This window comes from Curvibacter sp. APW13, assembly GCF_032337135.1.
In the GTDB taxonomy this organism is placed as follows: domain Bacteria; phylum Pseudomonadota; class Gammaproteobacteria; order Burkholderiales; family Burkholderiaceae_C; genus Allorhodoferax.
The window spans coordinates 1,320,893-1,339,022 of the sequence record NZ_JAVXZZ010000001.1 but is presented as its reverse complement, the minus strand read 5'-3'; the positions used below and the strand labels follow the sequence as shown (position 1 = coordinate 1,339,022).

Sequence of the window (18,130 nt, the reverse complement as noted above, 5' to 3'; positions counted from 1 at the left end):
CGCTCAGGGCGTGTCGCTGTATTTGTGGAGCAAGGCCTTGATGTGGGTTCGGCGCACCTTGGCGATGCTTTCCCACAGGCGCTCGGCCAAACCTGGTGTCTGCACGTAGCTGATCTTCGAAAACGGCAGGAAGTAGTCCTTGCTCGAATAGGGAATCGGCAGCTTGCGCACGTCTTGGATACCTTGGGTTTCAATCGCCAGATCCGCGGGGGCGTCTTGCATGACATAGGCCGCAATGCGCTTGAGCCTGAGCTTCTGGAGGTTCTGTTCGGTGGTCCGGGCCTCTTCGACCGTGAAGCCGGCCTTGCGCAGGTCGACGCCCACCGAGTAGCCTGAATTCACCCCCAGTACCCCGGGCGGCGGGGCGAACTGCTTGCCGTCCCAGGTGAGCGGGCTGCCCGTGACCGTATAGACGTGGTACTGCAGCGCGGCCAATCGCAAGCGGCTGTCTGGCTTGCCGTCCAGCATGGGGTAGACCGCATACGCGGCCCGCTCCTCGCTGTACGAGAACATCAGCATGGCGTCCACCTCGCCATACTCGACGGCCCGCAGTACCCGGCGGCCGGGCAGGCGCTCCCAGGAAACCTTGCATTGGATCGCTGCGGCGGCCAGGTTCACCAGCTCCACGGCGATGCCAGGCTGGTCGGGCACGGTTGCGCCGTCGCCCACCAGGTAGGGGGGCGCTGCCGTATCGCTGTAGGCCACCGTGAGATTGCAGGCCCAGGCGCCACCGCAACACACCAACAACAGGATGCTCCGAACCAAGCGCATGTGAACTGCGTACCTTTCCAACAAGTTGTCCCCTCGAAGGCACGATCGTGCACCAGTTGCGCGGTGCGAGCAATGCGGGTACACCCGCTCAATGGATTGCGCACAGCAGGTGGGCACCGCCACCCATCTGCAGCCCGTCCTGGCGGTTGCTGAAGTAGTGGCCGTTGATGGCATCGCAGTCCCAGTCGATCAGCGTTGGGTAGCCCATGCCACGCAGTGCCTGGGCCATTTGGGCCGGGTCGAAGAAGCCACGCCAAGGCTCGCCGTGGGCAGCCACCGCCAGCGCCATGACACGCAGCACCGCGCGCACCGCCCAAGGCTGTTGGGCGATAGGCGGCACATAGTCCATGGCCAGCCCCGACCCTGAAGGCAGGGCTGTGGCCACCCAGCGCAGCGTGTCCAGCACCGTGGTGGGCTCCAGGTACATGCTCACACCGAGCCACGAGAAGAAGGTGGGAGCCGAGGTGTCGAGTCCGTGGCGCGGCAATTGCTCGGCCAGCGACTGGTGATGGAAGTCGATGGGCACGTAGGTGACCGAGTCCGGCACCGCGATGCCTGCCGCTGCCAGCTGCTCGCGCTTGTGGGCCTGCGTGGCCGGGTGGTCCACCTCCCACACGCGCAGGCCCGCTCCAACATGTGGGTTGCGGTAGGCAAAGGTGTCCAGCCCCGCTCCGAGCACCACGTACTGACGCACCCCGCGCGACAGCGAGGCCGCCAGCTGGTCTTCGGCAAAGCGGCTGCGCGCCACCAGGTACGCGCGGATGCTGCGCGACAGGCGCGAGTACTTTTCCAGGCCGCCGCGCTCCAGCGCCGCGCGTGCCTCGGCGCCCACCAGGCGCAGTGCCACCGGGTCGTCCAGCACCAGGGGCGAATCCCACAGCTGGTGGGCGGCGCGGCTCAAGGCCACGCGGCGGGCGGTGGCGCTGGGGCGGTAGGGGAGCATGGCGTTTCCGTGTCGTGGCGGTTGGGAGAAGTGTCGGGCCGTGGCTGACGCTTGTAAAGCAGCGCTGCGGATGCCGCTTGACTCTGTAGTGACTTCAAGGTTTTCAATACCCGAACTGTCAACAACTTCCGAAGAAAACCTCATGCGAACCACAGACCATACCCGCCTGACCCAGCCCACCGCACTGCTCGACTACCGGCACCCGCGCATCCAGTCGCTGCTGGCAGCGCGTGGCTGGGCGGACCTTGCCGCTTATGACCGCATTGGCGCCGTCTACACCTTCGTGCGCGACGAAGTGGCCTTCGGCTACAACGCTGCCGACGACCTGCCCGCATCGCAGGTGCTGGCCGACGGCATGGGCCAGTGCAACACCAAGGGCACCTTGCTCATGGCACTGCTGCGGGCCGTGGGCATTCCCTGCCGCTTCCACGGCTTCACCATTGCCAAGCCACTGCAGCACGGCGCCATTACGGGCCTGGCTTACTGGCTGGCGCCGCAGAGCATCATCCACAGCTGGGTCGAGGTGTGGTGGGACGGGCGCTGGGTGAACCTCGAAGGCTTCATCCTGGACCAGCCCTACCTGCAGGCGCTACAGCGCCGCTTTGCCCACCACAGCGGCCCGTTCTGCGGCTTCGGTGCCGCCACACCCGACCTGCAGCGCCCCGGCGTGGACTGGTGCGGCACCGACACCTACATCCAGAAGGACGGCATCAACCACGACTACGGGGTGTTCGACGCTCCCGACGACTTCTACGCCGCCCACGGAACCAACCTCTCTGGCTTCAAGCGCTGGCTGTACCGGCACGTGGTACGCCACGGCATGAACCGCAACGTGGCGGCGATCCGGGCCGGCTAGTCTGATTTCTTTCGCGCGGTGAGGAAATACAGCAGCGGGCCGAACGAGCCCACGGCCAGGCAGAACGCCGCCCACGGCCAAAACGCGCGGCCTGTGGCCTGGGCATCGCGGCGGATGAACACCAGCAGCAAGACCATGGTGATGACCAGGTCGGCAAAGATTTGCCAGCTGGCGGGGTCGCGGGTGTAGAAGGCCAGCCATTCCAGCAGGCCGCCGTAATGCAGCCAGGTGTAGGCAGTGAGCGCGCCGAAGGCGACGAGGACAAAGGCGAGGACAGGCTTGTGCATGGGTTTTCCTTTCTGCATCGCGGCGCACCGTGCGCTGCGGTGCGGGCAGTGTGCAAAGGGCACTGAATCGGCGCAATTACGTGGCAGGTAATTGCGGCGGCCAACGGCTGTGATTCAATTCCGCCATGCCCACCGCCACTCCCACCAGCCTGCGCGACACCCTGCAACGGGCGCGCAAGACCCGCCGCATCAGCCAGCTGGAGTTGGCACTGCGCATGGGCGTGAGCCAGCGCCATGTGAGCTTCGTGGAAAGCGGGCGCGCCCAGCCCAGCCGCGAGCTGCTGCTGGCCTGGCTGCACGAGCTGCAGGCCCCGCTGGCCCTGCGCAACGTGGCACTGCAGCAGGCGGGTTTCGCCCCGGTGTACAGCGGCAGCGAACTCGGCGCCGCCGTGCTGGCCCCGGCACGCGAGGCCCTGGGCCGCTTGCTGGATGCCCACGACCCCCTGCCCGCCATGGTGATGGACGCCGCCTGGAACGTGCTGCAGATGAACCGTGGCGCCCTGTGGCTGGCCACCACCCTCATGCCCTGGCTGGCCGAGCTGCCCGCGGGCCAGCCCATCAACATGCTCGACGCCATGCTCCACCCCGAGGGCATGACGCGGCACATCACCAACCTGGACGAAGTAGCCCCGGCCCTGCTGGCCCACCTGCGCGACGACGCCAGCGTGGTGCCGGAACTACAGCCGCGCGTAGAGCAGTTTGCCGAACAGCTGCAGGCGCGCCTGGGCAAGCGCGCGCTGGCGCCCTGGCCGCGCCAGATGGCCCCGGTGCTGACCACCCGCTTCGCCACACCCCACGGTGAACTGGCGTTCTTCAGCATGTTCTCCACCTTCGGCACACCCCAGGACATCACGCTGGCCTCGCTGCGGGTGGAGCACGTGTTTGCCGCCGATGCGGCCACCCGTGCGGTGCTGGACGCCCAACTGGCACCTTGAGCCCAGCGGAGCGCGGTGCAAGAATGCCGGACATGACCGACGCCCACGACCTCCATGCGCTGCTTGCACAACGGCGCCAGCCCGATGCCGACCGCGCTGCCATCGAGGCAGAAGTCTTCGCCCGCTTCGGCCGCACGCAGGCCGTCATGTTCACCGATCTGGTGGGCTTCTCGCGCGTGGTGGAAGCCTTTGGCATCGTGCACTTCCTGCAGCTGATCCAGGAATCCGAAACCCTGTTCCAGCCGCTGATTGCGCAGCACGGCGGGCGCTGCCTCAAGCACGAGGGCGACTCGCTGCTGGTGCTGTTCGACGAGCCGCAGCAGGCCGTGGCCTGTGCCCACGCCATGGTGCAGGCCACGCGCACGGCCAACAAGCCACAGCGCGCGCCCGAAGACCGCATCGAGGTCTGCATCGGGCTGGGCTACGGCACGGTGCTGTGCATTGACGACGCGGACGTGTGGGGTGCCGAGGTGAATGCCGCCTCCAAGCTCGGGGAAGACACGGCCAAGGGCGGCGAGGTGTGGGTGACGGACAGCCTGTTCGCCGCGGTGCCGGGCTTGCCCTTCACCGACACCGGCACGCTGTTCGGCAAGCGCACGGTGTACCGGCTGCAAGGCGCCTGAGCGTCGGCCGGGCGGCGGGTGCCGCGTTCAGGAGTGCACCAGCCGCCAGGCAATGCGCATGCCCAGCACGGCATTGCCCACGGCAAACACCAGCACCACCACGGCCAGCCACCCCGAGAGCGCGTAGGTGTGGGTGAGCCAACTCAGCACGGTGGACAAGCCGTTGAGTACCAGAAAGATCCAGAACAGGGGATTGCGGGGCTGGAACAGGCGCTGCAGTTTCATGCGGCGCAGTGTAGCCACGCCCCTAATTCCCCACGGAATCAGGGCTTAGCCCGCTTGGGTATTGCGTGGCAAGCTACCAAATGAATAGCGACCGCCATCTCATCCCACATTCCCATCCCACATTCCCATCCAGCGCTCAGGCTTCCACCGTGAAGGTGAGCCCCGCATTGGCCACCAGGCGGTTGATGAGCGGCTGGCCCATGGCCGAGGCGGGGGTCCAGATGCCACCGCGCGTGGCGGCGCAATCGCGCAGCAGGCACACGGCTGCCTCGGAAATCATCTTGGATGTGGAGCCGTAGCCCGGGTCGCGGTCACCCGTCACGCCCACCTGCACGCTGTGGCCCGCCGCATCGTGGCCGAGGAACATGACGTCGTACAGACCGGCATCGCGCTCGGCCTTGCTCGGGCCTTCGCCCGGCTTGGGGCCGTCGTCCGAGCCCATGGAGCGGTCGCTGGCCAGTGCCAGGGCACGGGCTTCGCCCTTCTCGCCCGTGCCGGTGACCATCATCTCGTCGTACACCAGGTCAGCCCCGAAGGCGTGGCCCAGGAGGTAGTTGGAGCGGTGCACGTTGCGCGTGTTGATGGCGGCCATGACGAACGGCCCCACCCAGGCACCGATGGCCTCGTCCAGCATCGGCTTCGCTCCCGAGGGCTGGGCTGGGCCGGTGAAACCGGGGGTGAGCGAAAACGCGTTGCGCAGCAGGCCCATTTCTTCGGGGTGCTGCGCGGCGGAAGCCAGCGTGGCTTTCAGGCTCGCGGCGGTGCCGCCCGAGAACGTGCCCTTCATCTTGCGCACCCGTCCGCGCACCCGGCTGGCGGTGCTGCCATGGCGGGCTTTCATTTCGTTCTGCAGCATCAGCACGCCCAGATCGAAGGGAATGGAGTCGAAGCCGCACGAGAACACGATGCGCGCGCCGCTGGCCTTGGCCGCTGCTTCGTGCGCGTCGATCATCTTGCGCATCCACACCGGCTCGCCGCACAGGTCCACATAGTCCGTCCCAGAGGCCGCGCAGGCCGCCACCAAGTCGCTCCCGTACAGCTGGTACGGGCCTACGGTGGTCAGCACCAGGCGGGTGCGCTCGGTGAGTGCGCGCAGGCTGGCCGCATCGGCAGCGTCCGTCACCACCAGCGGCGTGTCCGCCGGGGCGCCCAGTTCGTCGCGCACGGCCGCCAGCTTGTCCGCACTGCGCCCGCCCATGGCCCAGCGCAGGCCGGCGTCGTTGGCGCCATTGGGGTAGCGGGCCAGCAGGTATTCCACGACCAAGCGGCCGGTGAAGCCGGTGGCGCCATGGACGACGATGTCGAATTCTTTGGTAGCGGGCATGGTGGGGGCTCCTCGTGCAAATGCGGTGGACGGCAGTCTACTGAAGGAGTGCGGACCGGGCACCCACGTCCAGTCCCGTGAGCGACTGGCGGGCTCGCAGCGCTTGGGCCGCCCACGGGCCTATCGCCTAGGCCAGGAACCCGTCCCACACCAGCTTGAGCCCGGTGAGAAGCATGCCTGCGTACAGGAAGCGGTAGAACACCCGTTCGCTGATGCGCCGTGCCCAGTGCGCGCCGATCCATACCCCGATGGGGGCCAGGGGCAACAGCACCAGCGAGGTAGTGAGGTTGCGCAAGTCCAGCAGGCCCAGCCAGGCGTAGGGAATCCACTTGCTGAGGTTCACCACGAAGAAGAAGTAGGCCAGGGTGGCGGTCAACTTCACGGGCGAGAGCTTGAGCGGAATGACGTAGGCGTTGATGGGCGGGCCACCCGCATGCGCCACGAAGCTGGTAAAGCCCGACAGCGTGGTCAGCAGGGCCCCCAGCCACTTCGGCGGCAGTGGGTTGCCGGGCCGGGGCGGAAACAGCAGGCGCTGGGCCAGGAACAGCAGGGTGCACACGCCCACGATGCCCGCCACGGCGTGCGCGCTGACCAGCTTGAACAACAACGCCCCCACCACGATGCCCAGCACCCCGAAGGGCAGGATGAAGCGTAAGAGCGCGCGGTCAAAGTCCTTGCGGAACACGGCCATGCCCAGCACGTCCATCAGCAGCAGCACCGGCATCAGTATGGCCGCCGCCTGCGGCACCGACACCGCCATGGCCATCATGGGCACGGCCAGCGCGCCGAAGCCGGCACCAAAGCCGCTCTTGCTGATGCCCAGCAGCAGCACGGCGGGCACGGTGACGAGGTAGAAGAAGGGGTCGGTGATCATGGGGATGAGGGAAAGGTGCTCACCGGCTTCGCTGGCCCAGTTCATGCGCAAAATTGGCCTCTAGCCCGCAAAAACATTGCGTTAGCAGCTAGCAAATTGGTAGCGATTGCATTGCGCAACGAGTCAGGCTCAGTGCTGCTGCGGGCCCGATGCGGGTGGGGTGGCGGCGCTGCGGGGGGGCTCCCACTGCACGGGCTGGGGTTGGTTGGGCGCCGCGGTGCGCGGGGTGCAGGCCAGCGTGGACGCACCGGCGCTGCTGGGGCGCTCGTTGCGGCAGAGCATCTCGCCGTCGAGCGGGCACTTGGCCCCGGGTTCCATGTTGGCGCACATTGCTGGGCTTCTCCTTGCAGGGGGAGCATTATCGCCCCAGCCACCGCGCCTGGCCAGTAGCCCAGCGGCGCGGTGGCTGCCGCTGCGCTTCAGGGCAGCGGTTCGCCCTTCATATCGGGCAGGTGGTGGGCAATGCCCTTGTGGCAGTCAATGCAGGTCTTCTCCTCGTTCTCCAGGTACTTGCTGTGCATGGCTTGGGCGCGCGGGCTCTGGCGGGTGAAGTCCATGTTGTCGTAGTTGTGGCAGTTGCGGCATTCGAGCGAGTTGTTGGACTTGAGCCGTGCCCACTCGTGCTGCGCCAGCCGCAGGCGGTTTTCCTCAAACTTCTCGCGCGTGTCCACGGTGCCAAAGACCTTGCCCCAGACTTCCTTGGACGCCTGCATCTTGCGGGCGATCTTGTCGGTCCAGTTGTGGGGTACGTGGCAGTCCGAGCACTTGGCCGTGACCCCGCTGCGGTTGTTGTAGTGGATGGTGGTCTGCAGCTCCTGGAATACGTTGTCACGCATTTCGTGGCAGCTGGTGCAGAAGGCCATGGTGTTGGTGGCTTCCATGGCGGTGTTGAAGCCGCCCCAGAAGATGACCCCGGCAATGAAGCCGCCCACCGACAGGAAGCCCAGGCTGTAGTGCACGCTGGGGCGGCGGATGACGGCCCAGTAGCGCAGCAGGAGTTCTTTGAGTTGCGTGGCCATGGCTTACTTCTTCGCGTTCTTGGCCTTGGCAGGCAGGATGCTCTCCACGTCGGTGAAGGTGTTCTCCACCAGCGGCTTGGCCTCCACCTGCGGCACGTGGCACTGGATGCAGAAGTAGCGCGCCGGGGCAATGCTGGGCAGGGCCATGCCGTCGCGGCCCACGTAGTGGGTGATGCTCACCGGCACGGCTTGCATCTGCTCGGCCTTGGTGCGCGAGTGGCAGTTGAGGCACTTGTTGAAGGCCTTGTCCACCTGGTAGCCGTCAATGGTGTGCGGAATGGTGGGCGGCTGCTGGGTGTAGGCGCGGCCCCGGCGCACGTCCTTGTTTTCGGTCGTCTGCATCAGGGGCGGGGTGGCCTCCTGGTCGAGCGGGGTGGCGCCGCGCATGCTGTCCACCAGCGGCAGCTTGGGGCCGGCATGGGCCAGGATGGCGACCAGGGCGGTGGCCAGCAGCAGGCCCAGGCGGGCCCACAGGGATGTCGTGTTCTTCATGATCGTCTCTCCTCTCAGACCTTGGTGATCTTGACCGCGCACTTCTTGAAGTCGGTCTGCAGCGAGATCGGGTCGGTGGCGTCCAGGGTGACCTTGTTGATGAGCTGGCTGGCATCGAACCAGGGCACGAAGACCAGGCCCTTGGGCGGCTTGTTGCGGCCACGGGTTTCCACGCGGGTCTTGATGGCACCACGGCGCGAGGCCACCTCGATCTCCATGCCGCGACGCACGCCCAGGGCCTTGGCGTCTTCGGGGTGCATGTAGCACACGGCGTTGGGCACGGCGCGGTAAAGCTCGGGCACGCGGCGGGTCATGGAGCCCGAGTGCCAGTGCTCCAGCACGCGGCCGGTGGAGAGCCAGAACGGGAAGTCCTTGTCGGGCGACTCGGCCGGTGGCTCGTAGGGCAGGGCAAAGATGTTGGCCTTGCCGTCGGCATTGCCGTAGAACTCGAAGCCCTTGCCGGCCTTCACGTAGGGGTCGGTGCCTTCCTTGTAGCGCCACTGGGTTTCCTTGCCCTCCACCACGGGCCAGCGCAGGCCGCGCTCCTTGTGGTAGGTGTCGAACGGGGCCAGGTCGTGGCCATGGCCGCGGCCGAACTCGGCGTATTCCTCGAACAGGCCCTTTTGCAGGTAGAAGCCGAAGTGCTTGGCTTCCTGGTTGGCATAGGCGCTGTCCACGTCCTTCAACGGGAACTTGTCGACCTGGCCGTTGCGGAACAGCACGTCAAACATGGTCTTGCCCTTCACCGAGGGCATCTTGGCAATCAGGTCGGCGGGCCAAACCTCTTCGATCTTGAAACGCTTGGAGAACTCGACCAGCTGCCACAGGTCGGAGCGGGCCTCTCCGGGCGCGTCCACCAGCTGGTGCCAGAACTGGGTGCGGCGCTCGGCGTTGCCGTAGGCGCCCTCCTTCTCCACCCACATCGCACTGGGCAGGATCAGGTCGGCCGCCAGCGTGGTGACCGTGGGGTAGGCGTCGGAGACGACGATGAAGTTGGCCGGGTTGCGGTAGCCGGGCAGGGTCTCCTGCATCATGTTGGCGGCGGCCTGCATGTTGTTGTTGACCTGCACCCAGTAGGCGTTGAGCTTGCCGTCCTTGAGCATGCGGTTCTGCAGCACGGCGTGGTAGCCGGGCTTGTCGGGAATGGTGCCTTCGGGCAGCTTCCAGATGCCTTCGGCCTTGGCGCGGTGCTTGGGGTCGGTGACCAGCATGTCGGCCGGCAGGCGGTGCGAGAAGGTGCCCACCTCGCGCGCCGTGCCGCAGGCCGAGGGCTGGCCGGTGAGCGAGAACGGGCTGTTGCCGGGGGTGGCGATCTTGCCGGTGAGCAGGTGCAGGTTGTAGACCAGGTTGTTGGCCCAGACACCGCGGGTGTGCTGGTTGAAGCCCATGGTCCAGAACGACACCACCCGGGTCTTGGGGTCGGCGTACAGCTCGGCAATCTTGTCCAGCGTGGCCTTGGGCACGCCCGAGAGCTTGCTGACCTTGTCGGCGTCGTACTGGGCCACGTACTTGGCGTACTCGTCGAAGCTCATGGGTTTGGAGGCACCGGCGGCACCGGCGTTCTTGGCCGCCTTCTGCAGCGGGTGGTCGGGGCGCAGGCCGTAGCCGATGTCGTCGTTGCCGAGCTTGAAGTTGGTGTGCTTGGTGACGAAGTCCTTGTTCACGCGCCCGGTCTTGATGATGTAGTGGGCGATGTAGTTCAGGATGGCCAGGTCGGTCTGCGGTGTGAACACGGCGCCGATGTCGGCCAGGTCGAAGCTGCGGTGCTCGAAGGTGGAGAGCACGGCCACCTTGGTCTTGGGTGCGCCCAGGCGGCGGTCGGTCACGCGGGTCCACAGCACGGGGTGCATCTCGGCCATGTTGGAGCCCCACAGCACGAAGGCGTCGGTGGCCTCGATGTCGTCGTAGCAGCCCATGGGCTCGTCCATGCCGAAGGTGCGCATGAAGCCGGCCACAGCAGACGCCATGCAGTGGCGCGCATTGGGGTCGATGTTGTTGGAACGGAAGCCCGCCTTGAACAGCTTGGAAGCGGCATAGCCTTCCCAGATGGTCCACTGGCCCGAGCCGAACATGCCCACGCCCGACGGGCCCTTGTCTTTCAGTGCGGCCTTGAACTTCTCGGCCATGGTGTCGAAGGCCTTGTCCCAGCTCACCGGGGTGAACTCGCCGTTCTTGTCGTACTTGCCGTCCTTCATGCGCAGCAGGGGCTGGGTCAGGCGGTCCTGGCCGTACATGATCTTGGACAGGAAGTAGCCCTTGACGCAGTTCAGGCCACGGTTCACCTCGGCACGCGGGTCGCCCTGGGTGGCCACCACCTTGCCTTCCTTCACGCCCACCATCACGCCGCAGCCGGTGCCGCAGAAGCGGCAGGGGGCCTTGGACCAGTTCAGGTTGTTGAGTTCGGCATCGGTGACGGCATTGGCCGCCAGGGCCGGCAGTTCGACACCGGCGGCGCTGGCAGCAGCCACGGCGGCGGAGTTGCGGAGAAAGCTTCTGCGGGTTTGGCTCATGGGGTCATCTCCTTGTCGAGGTCTGCAGCAGATTCGTGGCGTTGGTAGACCATCGCGGCACTGAGCACACCGTCGGTCTTCTGGATGGATTCAAGGTGCGCAGCGATGGCGCGGCTGGTGGGGGCTTCGAGGGTGACCACCAGCTTGCCCGTGGGGCCGCTGGCGTGCACTTCGGCATCGGCAATGGAGCCGACAAAGGCGGCGATCTCGTCGGCGCGCTCGGGCACGGCCTGGACCACGATGCCGGCCACGTGCCACTCGTCGGCGGAAATTTCGGTGATGGGAATGGTGCGCATGGCGTTCAGTGCGGCGGGCCCATGAGCAACTGGCTCATCCAGACGACAAAGCCGTAGCCCGCGACGACGATGACCGACAGCACAGGTACCATGACGGCCGTCAGGAACAGGAAGCTGCGCAGCTCTTCCTTCTTCTGGATTTCGGGGGGACTGGGGGGCATGGACTTCTCCTGCAAGACCTTCGTGTCTTGACTTCAGTCAATTCTTCCCGGGTCATCCGCCCTCATCCTTGATCCAGGTTAATTCTGAAGTTGACTTGCATCAATTCACGGCAGCCATGGCGGCATGGCTTGCCCGCCACGTACCGCGGTTTCGCCGTGGTAGCGGAAACGGAGGTGGGCCTCAGAGCCCCAGGCTGTCCCAGAGCGCGTCCATGCGCTGGGTGACTTCGGGCGTCATGCTGATGGTGCGGCCCCATTCGCGCTGGGTTTCGCCGGGCCATTTGTTGGTGGCGTCCAGCCCCATCTTGCTGCCCAGGCCACTCACGGGCGAGGCGAAGTCCAGGTAGTCGATGGGCGTGCTGTCCACCAGCAGGGTGTCGCGCGTGGGGTCCATGCGCGTGGTGATGGCCCAGATCACGTCTTTCCAGTCGCGCACGTCCACGTCTTCGTCGACCACCACGATGAACTTGGTGTACATGAACTGGCGCAGAAAGCTCCACACGCCAAACATGATGCGCCGCGCGTGGCCGGGATAGGCCTTTTTGATGCTGACCACCGCCATGCGGTAACTGCAGCCTTCGGGCGGCAGGTAGAAGTCGAGCACCTCGGTGTACTGGCGCTGCAGCAGCGGCACGAACAGCTCGTTCATGGCCACGCCCAGCATGGCGGGCTCGTCGGGCGGCTTGCCGGTGTAGGTGGAGTGGTAGATGGGCGCGCGCTTCTTAGTGATGCGGTCGATGGTGAACACCGGAAACTCGGCCTGCTCGTTGTAGTAGCCGGTGTGGTCGCCATACGGGCCTTCGAGCGCATGGGCAAAGCCGCTGGGGTGATTTGCGTCGGGGTAGATGTGGCCTTCGAGCACGATCTCGGCGCTGGCCGGCACCTGCAGGTCGCAGCCCAGGGCCTTCACCACCTCGGTGCGGCTGCCGCGCAGCAGGCCTGCGAATTGGTATTCCGACAGGCTGTCGGGCACCGGGGTGACGGCGCCCAGTATGGTGGCCGGGTCGGCCCCCAGGGCCACGCACACGGGGTAGGGCTGGTCCGGAAAGCGCAGCGTGTGTTCGCGGAAGTCGAGCGCGCCGCCCCGGTGCGGCAGCCAGCGCATGATGACCTGGTTGCGCGACAGCACCTGCTGGCGGTAGATGCCCAGGTTCTGCCGTGGCTTGTGCGGGCCACGCGTGATGACCAGGCCCCAGGTGATGAGCGGGGCCACGTCGCCGGGCCAGCAGTGCTGGATGGGCAGGGTGCCTAAGTCCACGTCGTCACCCTCCCACACCACTTCCTGGCAGGGGGCGCTGCGCTGCAGCCTGGGCGCCATGTTCCACAGGGTCTTGACCAGGCTGGAGAGGCCCACGATGTCCTTGAAGCCCTTGGGCGCCTCGGGCTCCTTCAGGGCCGCCAGCACCTGGCCGAACTGGCGCAGCTCGCGCGTGTCGTTCACGCCCATGCCCATGGCCACGCGCTTCGGGGTGCCAAACAGGTTGCCCAGCACCGGCATGCTGTGCCCGGTGGGGTTTTCAAACAGCAGGGCCGGGCCAGCCGCGCGCAGGGTGCGGTCGCACAGCGCGGTCATTTCCAGGTAGGGCGACACCGGGGCGGCCACGCGGCGCAGCTCGCCCTGGGCTTCGAGCTGGGCCATGAAGTCGCGCAGATCCTGGTAGGCCATGGTCAGGGTTCGCGCCGGGGTGCTTCGAAGGGCAGCACATTGCTGGGCGTGTGCAAGCCTCCCCAGCGTGGCGCGTCCGGCTGGGGCAGGCCCAGCAGGTCGATGACGCGGCTCACGCTGTGCGTCACCAGTTCGTCGATGGTGCTGGGGCGCTGGTAGAAGGCGGGCACGGGCGGGAACACGATGGCACCCATTTCGGTAGCGGCGGTCATGTTGCGCAGGTGTGCCAGGTGCAGCGGGGTTTCACGCACCATGAGGACGAGGCGGCGACGCTCCTTGAGCATGACGTCGGCCGCGCGGGCAATGAGGTTGTCGCTGAGCGCATGGGCCACGCTGCCCAGGGTGCGCATGGAGCAGGGCGCCACCACCATGCCGGAGGCAGCGAACGAGCCGCTGGCAATGGCCGCGCCCACATCGGCCACGGGGTAGACCACGTCGGCCAAGGGGTGCAGTTGCTCGGGCCCCATGTCCAGTTCCTGGCGCAAGTTCAGGTAACCGGCGTTGGACACCGTAAGGTGGGTTTGTACGCCGGGTATGTCACGCAGCATCTGCAGCAGGCGCACACCGTACACGGCGCCGCTGGCGCCCGATATGGCCACCACGATGCGGCGCTGCGGCGCTGCGGCAGTGTTCATCCGCCGTGCTTTCGTGCCATGACCACACGGCTGAGCACGCGTTCGCGCAGGCGGCCCAGCACCTTGACCGGGGCGAACTGCTGGGGGTCGAACACCGGCAGCTCGATGGCGTCGATGGTGTTCTTCACCATCAGGCCCAGTTCGGTGTCACCTTCCATGGCGAGGCGGCGGCTGAAGAACAGGGTGTCCGGGTCTTCCTTGCGCTGGGCCAGCAGCACGAAGTCGTGGGCGCTGGCACTGATGGTGAGGTCGGGCACCGCGTCAGGCTTGCTGGCGTGGCGGGCCACGAAGCGGCCCGTGCCGCGATCGTTCGTCCAGGCAAAGTCGAAAGCCACACGCGCGTCGGTCACGCACAGGCGCAGGCGCTTGCCCTTGAGCATGGCGCCCACGTCGTCGCCGAGCTGCTTGGCCAACGCCAGGTTCAGGGCGGTGACGAACAGGAGCGAACCGGGGTAGGCCGGCAGGCGCGAGAACACGTCGCCCACGGGCTTGGGCAAGGTCAGTGGGGTGGCTTGCATGGTCGTAGTCCTTTGAATCTCAGGCGGGTTCCAGCACCTGTTGCAATGTGCCTTGGGCATCAGCCTTCCAGGTTTCCAGGCCCGGCTTGCCGTGCCAGTAGCCGTTGCAGCCCTGTGCGGGCATCAACGGCTGCAGCTGGGCATTGGCATCCGACGCCGACAGCGTGCCGTCCAACACGGCGCGGAACAGTGCCACGATCTCGCCGGTGTGGGCCGACTGGGGGCTGATGCGCAGCACGTCCACGCCCAGAGCGCGCAGTTGGGCCACCTCGGGCAGCAAGTTGTAGACCTTGGCCGACTGGGTCTGGATGCCGTTGAGCACCAGGAAGCCTTCCTGCTCGCGCGTGCGCAGCAGCAGACCGTCGGGGTGGGCTATGCACAGGAACTGGCAGTCGTCCTTGGGCAGGTTGTTGTGGCGCGCGGTGAAACAGCGTGCAGAAAACGCCAGCGGCATGCGGCCGTACGCAAACACCTCGGTCTGCACACCCGCGGGACGACCACCTTGGAGGATGGCCAGATCTGCCGCTCCCATTTCCAGCGGGATGACCCAGCGCTGCACGCCCAAGGGTGCCAGCCATTGCAGGGTGGGCAGGTTGTAGATGTTGCAGTGCGGCCCGGCCACGAAGGGCACCTTGCCTTGCAGGCAATGCACCGCGCCCATGTCGTTGGTTTCGACCATGAATTCGCCGTTGGCCGTGACCTTGTGCAGGGTGCCCACGTCGGCACTGGATTCGATCAGCGTCATGGTGGAGAGCACCACGTCCTTGCCGGCGTCGCGCAGCATGCGCGCCACGTCGAGCCAGTCGGCCAGACGCAGTTCCTTGCGCCGCGAGCACACGGCTTCGCCGACGTAGACGATGTCCACGGGCATCTGCGCGACCTGCTGGTAGAAGTCAAACACCGTCTGGCGCGGCCAGTAGTACTGCAGGGGACCTAGTGAGAGTTTCATTTGTTCCTTTCAACTCCGTCACTTCCAGGAGCGGTGGTAGGCGCCCAGCGTGTGTTGCTGGCCTTCACCGACCTTGTCGAGGTCGGCCATCCAGGCCGGTTTGGCCGAGTAGCGGTGCGGGTTGGCACGGCAGTTGTCGATGGCTTCGCGCCACACCTTGGTCACCTGGGCCACGTAGGCCGGGCTGCGCTGGCGGCCTTCGATCTTGATGGCGCTGACACCCATCTTCATGAGCTTCGGGAGTAGCTCCAGCGTGTTGAGGCTGGTGGGCTCCTCGATGGCGTAGTAGTTCTCTTCGTCGCCCACGTCGAAGCGGCCCTTGCACAGCGTGGGGTAGCCCGCGTTCTCGCCCGGGGCGTAACGGTCGATGAGCACACCGTTGAGGCGCGACTCGCGGCCCTGCGGGGTTTCGACCCAGCGCACGGCCTTCGGTGGCGAGCACACGCCGTTGGTGTTGGGGGCCTCGCCGGTGGCGTAGCTGGACAAGGCGCAGCGGCCTTCGACCATGACGCACAGGCTGCCGAAGCCGAACACCTCGATCTCCACCGGGGTCTTCTCCAGCACGTGTTCCACCTGGGCGATGGACAGCACGCGCGGCAGCACAGCGCGCTGGATGCCGAAGTGCTCGTGGTAGAAGTTGATGGCCTCGTAGTTGGTGGCCGAACCCTGTACCGAGAGGTGCAGGCGCAGTTGGGGCTGGTGCTTGGCGGCGTAGGCCATGAGACCAGGGTCGGCCAGGATGACGGCGTCCACCCCGGCACCGGCGGCGCGGTCGATGGCGGCCTGCCACAGCTGCGGGCTGGCGGCCTGCGGGTAGGTGTTCAGGGCCACGAGCACCTTGCGCCCGCGGCTGTGGGCGTACTCGATGCCCTGGGCAATGGCCTTCTCGTCGAAGTTCAGCCCGGCGAAGTTGCGTGCGTTGGTGGCGTCGCGAAAGCCCAGGTAGACGCAGTCGGCGCCGTGGTCGATGGCGGTCTTGAGGGCGGGCAGGCTGCCGGCCGGGCAGACCAGTTCCATGGGCGCAGCCGCGGCGTCCGGGGCGGCGGCATCGCGCTCCAAAGTGGTGGTAGTCATGGTGTGTGCTTCGTGAACACTGAAGGCGGCGAAGGTAGCAGTGGCCCGGTTTTCGGGCCCTGACATAGGTCAACTCCTTCTGAAATTCCCGTCCAGCCCACCCCGGTGTGCGGAAGAAACGATAATGTCGGGTACCCCCTGCTGTATATAAATCCCATGAACCGCAACCTTTGGCTGCTGGCCCTGTGCCAGGGCTTGTTCCTCACCAACAACGTCACCTTCATCGCCATCAATGGCCTGGTGGGCTTTGCCCTGGCGCCCTACGGCTGGATGGCGACGCTGCCGGTCATGGGCTACGTGGTGGGCGGCGCGCTGAGCACCTCGCTGGTGGCGCGCACGCAGAGCCGCTACGGGCGCAAGACCTCGTTCCAGATCGGGTTGCTGGTGGCGGTGCTGTCGGCCCTGCTGGGCGCCTGGGGCGTGGCCGAGAAGCAGTTCTGGGTGGTGGTAGCGGCCACGGTGATTGCCGGCTACTACAGCGCCAACGGCCAGCTCTACCGCTTTGCCGCAGCCGAGCTGGTTCAGGCGCCGCTGCGCGAGAAGGCGGTGTCGCTGGTAATGGCCGGCGGCCTGATCGGTGCCGTCATCGGCCCGAACCTGGCTGCCAAGTCACGCAGCCTGCTGGAAGTGCCGTTTGCCGGGGCCTATGTGGCGCTGGCCGTGGTGGGCCTGCTGGCCATGCTGCTGATGGCCTTTGTGCAGTTCCCCGCCCACCAGCCACCCAAGGCCGGTGCCTCCACCGGGCGGCCGATGTGGGAGATTGCCAAGCAGCCGGTGTTCATCGTGGCCTGCGGCAGCGCGGCCCTGAGCTACGGCGTGATGAACCTGCTGATGGCGGCCACACCACTGGCCATGCAGCAGTGCGGACTGAACTTTGACCAGGCCGCCTTCGTGCTCGAATGGCACGTGATCGGCATGTTCGCGCCGGGCTTCTTTACCGGCCACCTGATCAAGCGCTTCGGTACCGCCAATGTGATGTGGGCCGGCGTGGCGCTGAACCTGGCCTGCATTGCGGTGGCGCTCTCAGGCCAGGACCTGCACCAGTTCACCATCGCCCTGTTCCTGCTGGGCGTGGGCTGGAACTTCCTGTTCACCGGCAGCACCGCGCTGTCGCTGAACGCCTACCGCCCCGAGGAAAAGGACCGCGCCCAGGGCGCGATCAACTTCGTGGTGTTTGCCGTCATGGCCACCACCTCGTTCGCCTCGGGCGCCCTGGTGACCACCAGTGGCTGGACGCTGCTGAACTGGGGCTCGGTGCTGCCGGTGGTGCTGATGGCGCTGGGTCTGCTGTGGCACCGCCGCCAGGCGGTGGCGGCCGGGGCCTAAGCCAGCCGCACCACGCACTGCGCCCGCGCGCGGGTGCCGGCGATGAGGCGGGCGTTGGGCTCGTCGGTAACTTCGACCCAGCGCGCCGCATCCTCGGGAGTACGGCCGAACTGGATGTGGCGCGCGGTAAGACGCTGGCGGCGCAGGGTGTCGTCGACCTCGACGTACCAGAGTTCATCGAGCAACGGCGCTACGCCGGCCCAGGCACCGCTGTCGAGCCCAAGGTAATTGCCCTCGGCAATCAGCAGGCGTACATCCGGCGCAATGGGAATGGCCCCGGCAATGGGTTCCTTGAGCGTGCGCCGGAACTCGGGCGCATACACCATCTCGTCCGGCGCCTGCTGGCGCAGGCGCTGCAGCAGGGCCACAAAGCCCCAGGCGTCGAAGGTGTCAGGGGCGCCTTTACGGCCGCGCCGGCCCAAGCGCTCCAGTTCGGAGTTGGCCAAGTGGTAACCGTCCATTGGCACTGCCTGGGCCAGGTCGCCGAAATGCGCAGCGATGTGCGCCGACAGCGTGGACTTGCCGGCACCGGGCGGTCCCATCAGGCCGATGATGGTGCGGCCTGGCCGCTGCAGGGTTGCAGCCAGGCGCTGCAGGGCCTGGTCCGGATTCAGGGGTTCGGGTGTGGATGCCATGCCGCTTTGTA

Annotated in this window: 22 protein-coding genes; 4 read left to right on the top strand and 18 right to left on the bottom strand. The window is 66.6% G+C overall.

Translation table 11 applies throughout. The features are described 5' to 3' along the window. Window positions 1–3: 3 nt before the first annotated feature. Both RQP54_RS06205 and RQP54_RS06200 read right to left on the bottom strand, forming a co-directional pair. Window positions 4–771 carry a transporter substrate-binding domain-containing protein gene (locus RQP54_RS06205; protein WP_315677303.1) on the bottom strand — a complete coding sequence of 256 codons (768 nt, stop codon included), beginning with the start codon at window positions 769–771 and terminating at the stop codon, window positions 4–6. 88 nt (window positions 772–859) lie between these two features. Next, window positions 860–1,714: a class I SAM-dependent methyltransferase gene (locus RQP54_RS06200; RefSeq protein WP_315677302.1), complete on the bottom strand. Its 855-nt coding sequence runs from the start codon at window positions 1,712–1,714 to the stop codon at window positions 860–862. Window positions 1,715–1,856: 142 nt separating this feature from the next. Here RQP54_RS06200 and RQP54_RS06195 point away from each other — a divergent pair, with 142 nt between their 5' ends. Continuing rightward, complete coding sequence (locus RQP54_RS06195; RefSeq protein ID WP_315677301.1) at window positions 1,857–2,570, top strand: transglutaminase-like domain-containing protein; 714 nt, start codon at window positions 1,857–1,859, stop codon at window positions 2,568–2,570. Here the strand turns inward: RQP54_RS06195 and RQP54_RS06190 are convergent. Then, entirely contained in the window at window positions 2,567–2,857 is a 291-nt protein-coding gene (locus RQP54_RS06190) for a DUF2834 domain-containing protein (RefSeq protein ID WP_315677300.1), read from the bottom strand. The genes RQP54_RS06195 and RQP54_RS06190 overlap by 4 nt on opposite strands. A gap of 125 nt (window positions 2,858–2,982) precedes the next feature. On the opposite strand from RQP54_RS06190, the gene RQP54_RS06185 reads away from it, so the two are divergent. Both RQP54_RS06185 and RQP54_RS06180 read left to right on the top strand, forming a co-directional pair. Continuing rightward, window positions 2,983–3,792 carry a helix-turn-helix transcriptional regulator gene (locus tag RQP54_RS06185; RefSeq protein ID WP_315677299.1) on the top strand — a complete coding sequence of 270 codons (810 nt, stop codon included), beginning with the start codon at window positions 2,983–2,985 and terminating at the stop codon, window positions 3,790–3,792. 32 nt (window positions 3,793–3,824) lie between these two features. Next, window positions 3,825–4,415 (top strand): adenylate/guanylate cyclase domain-containing protein, encoded by a 591-nt coding sequence (locus tag RQP54_RS06180; protein WP_315677298.1) that lies wholly within the window; start codon window positions 3,825–3,827, stop codon window positions 4,413–4,415. Between the two features lie 27 nt (window positions 4,416–4,442). Here the strand turns inward: RQP54_RS06180 and RQP54_RS06175 are convergent, their stop codons facing one another. The 14 genes from RQP54_RS06175 to RQP54_RS06110 form a co-directional block, all read right to left on the bottom strand. Next, on the bottom strand, window positions 4,443–4,658 hold the full coding sequence (locus RQP54_RS06175; RefSeq protein WP_315677297.1) for a hypothetical protein: 216 nt from the start codon (window positions 4,656–4,658) through the stop codon (window positions 4,443–4,445). Between the two features lie 118 nt (window positions 4,659–4,776). After that, window positions 4,777–5,964 (bottom strand): saccharopine dehydrogenase family protein, encoded by a 1,188-nt coding sequence (locus RQP54_RS06170; RefSeq protein ID WP_315677296.1) that lies wholly within the window; start codon window positions 5,962–5,964, stop codon window positions 4,777–4,779. 127 nt (window positions 5,965–6,091) lie between these two features. After that, window positions 6,092–6,883, bottom strand: coding sequence for a sulfite exporter TauE/SafE family protein (locus RQP54_RS06165; protein ID WP_315677295.1), 792 nt, complete (start codon window positions 6,881–6,883; stop codon window positions 6,092–6,094). An 84-nt stretch (window positions 6,884–6,967) separates the two neighbouring features. Further along, a complete protein-coding gene (locus RQP54_RS06160; protein ID WP_315677294.1) occupies window positions 6,968–7,168 on the bottom strand; it encodes a hypothetical protein in 201 nt (66 codons plus the stop codon). An 89-nt stretch (window positions 7,169–7,257) separates the two neighbouring features. Then, window positions 7,258–7,857, bottom strand: a complete 600-nt coding sequence (locus tag RQP54_RS06155; protein WP_315677293.1) for a cytochrome c3 family protein — start codon at window positions 7,855–7,857, stop codon at window positions 7,258–7,260. A gap of 3 nt (window positions 7,858–7,860) precedes the next feature. After that, window positions 7,861–8,349 carry a nitrate reductase cytochrome c-type subunit gene (locus RQP54_RS06150; protein ID WP_315677292.1) on the bottom strand — a complete coding sequence of 163 codons (489 nt, stop codon included), beginning with the start codon at window positions 8,347–8,349 and terminating at the stop codon, window positions 7,861–7,863. Between the two features lie 14 nt (window positions 8,350–8,363). Then, window positions 8,364–10,859 carry a periplasmic nitrate reductase subunit alpha gene (gene napA, locus RQP54_RS06145; RefSeq protein ID WP_315677291.1) on the bottom strand — a complete coding sequence of 832 codons (2,496 nt, stop codon included), beginning with the start codon at window positions 10,857–10,859 and terminating at the stop codon, window positions 8,364–8,366. After that, window positions 10,856–11,155 carry a chaperone NapD gene (locus RQP54_RS06140; RefSeq protein ID WP_315677290.1) on the bottom strand — a complete coding sequence of 100 codons (300 nt, stop codon included), beginning with the start codon at window positions 11,153–11,155 and terminating at the stop codon, window positions 10,856–10,858. Before RQP54_RS06140 ends, napA begins: the two co-directional genes overlap by 4 nt. Window positions 11,156–11,160: 5 nt before the next feature. Continuing rightward, window positions 11,161–11,316 (bottom strand): periplasmic nitrate reductase, NapE protein, encoded by a 156-nt coding sequence (napE, locus tag RQP54_RS06135; RefSeq protein WP_315677289.1) that lies wholly within the window; start codon window positions 11,314–11,316, stop codon window positions 11,161–11,163. 181 nt (window positions 11,317–11,497) lie between these two features. Beyond that, window positions 11,498–12,982, bottom strand: a complete 1,485-nt coding sequence (ubiD, locus tag RQP54_RS06130) for a 4-hydroxy-3-polyprenylbenzoate decarboxylase (protein WP_315677288.1) — start codon at window positions 12,980–12,982, stop codon at window positions 11,498–11,500. A gap of 2 nt (window positions 12,983–12,984) precedes the next feature. After that, the gene (locus RQP54_RS06125) at window positions 12,985–13,617 is read right to left on the bottom strand and encodes a UbiX family flavin prenyltransferase (protein ID WP_315677287.1); all 633 of its coding nucleotides are present in this window, start codon (window positions 13,615–13,617) and stop codon (window positions 12,985–12,987) included. Further along, a complete protein-coding gene (locus tag RQP54_RS06120) occupies window positions 13,614–14,135 on the bottom strand; it encodes an SCP2 domain-containing protein (protein WP_315677286.1) in 522 nt (173 codons plus the stop codon). Before RQP54_RS06120 ends, RQP54_RS06125 begins: the two co-directional genes overlap by 4 nt. A 19-nt stretch (window positions 14,136–14,154) precedes the next feature. After that, on the bottom strand, window positions 14,155–15,084 hold the full coding sequence (locus RQP54_RS06115) for a U32 family peptidase (protein ID WP_315677285.1): 930 nt from the start codon (window positions 15,082–15,084) through the stop codon (window positions 14,155–14,157). Between the two features lie 18 nt (window positions 15,085–15,102). Next, window positions 15,103–16,158 (bottom strand): peptidase U32 family protein, encoded by a 1,056-nt coding sequence (locus RQP54_RS06110; RefSeq protein ID WP_315677284.1) that lies wholly within the window; start codon window positions 16,156–16,158, stop codon window positions 15,103–15,105. Window positions 16,159–16,314: 156 nt separating this feature from the next. Here RQP54_RS06110 and RQP54_RS06105 point away from each other — a divergent pair, with 156 nt between their 5' ends. Beyond that, a complete protein-coding gene (locus tag RQP54_RS06105; RefSeq protein WP_315677283.1) occupies window positions 16,315–17,484 on the top strand; it encodes an MFS transporter in 1,170 nt (389 codons plus the stop codon). Here RQP54_RS06105 and RQP54_RS06100 read toward each other — a convergent pair. Further along, window positions 17,481–18,119, bottom strand: a complete 639-nt coding sequence (locus RQP54_RS06100; protein WP_315677282.1) for a nucleoside/nucleotide kinase family protein — start codon at window positions 18,117–18,119, stop codon at window positions 17,481–17,483. The genes RQP54_RS06105 and RQP54_RS06100 overlap by 4 nt on opposite strands. Window positions 18,120–18,130: the final 11 nt, after the last annotated feature.

Coding starts and splice junctions, on each gene's coding strand:
- RQP54_RS06125 (WP_315677287.1), bottom strand. CDS start 13,617: ATGAACACTGCCGCAGCGCCGCAGCGCCGCATCGTGGTGGCCATATCG.
- ubiD (WP_315677288.1), bottom strand. CDS start 12,982: ATGGCCTACCAGGATCTGCGCGACTTCATGGCCCAGCTCGAAGCCCAG.
- RQP54_RS06165 (WP_315677295.1), bottom strand. CDS start 6,883: ATGAACTGGGCCAGCGAAGCCGGTGAGCACCTTTCCCTCATCCCCATG.
- napA (WP_315677291.1), bottom strand. CDS start 10,859: ATGAGCCAAACCCGCAGAAGCTTTCTCCGCAACTCCGCCGCCGTGGCT.
- RQP54_RS06180 (WP_315677298.1), top strand. CDS start 3,825: ATGACCGACGCCCACGACCTCCATGCGCTGCTTGCACAACGGCGCCAG.
- RQP54_RS06115 (WP_315677285.1), bottom strand. CDS start 15,084: ATGAAACTCTCACTAGGTCCCCTGCAGTACTACTGGCCGCGCCAGACG.
- RQP54_RS06170 (WP_315677296.1), bottom strand. CDS start 5,964: ATGCCCGCTACCAAAGAATTCGACATCGTCGTCCATGGCGCCACCGGC.
- RQP54_RS06140 (WP_315677290.1), bottom strand. CDS start 11,155: ATGCGCACCATTCCCATCACCGAAATTTCCGCCGACGAGTGGCACGTG.
- RQP54_RS06120 (WP_315677286.1), bottom strand. CDS start 14,135: ATGCAAGCCACCCCACTGACCTTGCCCAAGCCCGTGGGCGACGTGTTC.
- RQP54_RS06200 (WP_315677302.1), bottom strand. CDS start 1,714: ATGCTCCCCTACCGCCCCAGCGCCACCGCCCGCCGCGTGGCCTTGAGC.
- RQP54_RS06155 (WP_315677293.1), bottom strand. CDS start 7,857: ATGGCCACGCAACTCAAAGAACTCCTGCTGCGCTACTGGGCCGTCATC.
- RQP54_RS06110 (WP_315677284.1), bottom strand. CDS start 16,158: ATGACTACCACCACTTTGGAGCGCGATGCCGCCGCCCCGGACGCCGCG.
- RQP54_RS06190 (WP_315677300.1), bottom strand. CDS start 2,857: ATGCACAAGCCTGTCCTCGCCTTTGTCCTCGTCGCCTTCGGCGCGCTC.
- RQP54_RS06160 (WP_315677294.1), bottom strand. CDS start 7,168: ATGTGCGCCAACATGGAACCCGGGGCCAAGTGCCCGCTCGACGGCGAG.
- RQP54_RS06150 (WP_315677292.1), bottom strand. CDS start 8,349: ATGAAGAACACGACATCCCTGTGGGCCCGCCTGGGCCTGCTGCTGGCC.
- RQP54_RS06105 (WP_315677283.1), top strand. CDS start 16,315: ATGAACCGCAACCTTTGGCTGCTGGCCCTGTGCCAGGGCTTGTTCCTC.
- napE (WP_315677289.1), bottom strand. CDS start 11,316: ATGCCCCCCAGTCCCCCCGAAATCCAGAAGAAGGAAGAGCTGCGCAGC.
- RQP54_RS06205 (WP_315677303.1), bottom strand. CDS start 771: ATGCGCTTGGTTCGGAGCATCCTGTTGTTGGTGTGTTGCGGTGGCGCC.
- RQP54_RS06185 (WP_315677299.1), top strand. CDS start 2,983: ATGCCCACCGCCACTCCCACCAGCCTGCGCGACACCCTGCAACGGGCG.
- RQP54_RS06195 (WP_315677301.1), top strand. CDS start 1,857: ATGCGAACCACAGACCATACCCGCCTGACCCAGCCCACCGCACTGCTC.
- RQP54_RS06100 (WP_315677282.1), bottom strand. CDS start 18,119: ATGGCATCCACACCCGAACCCCTGAATCCGGACCAGGCCCTGCAGCGC.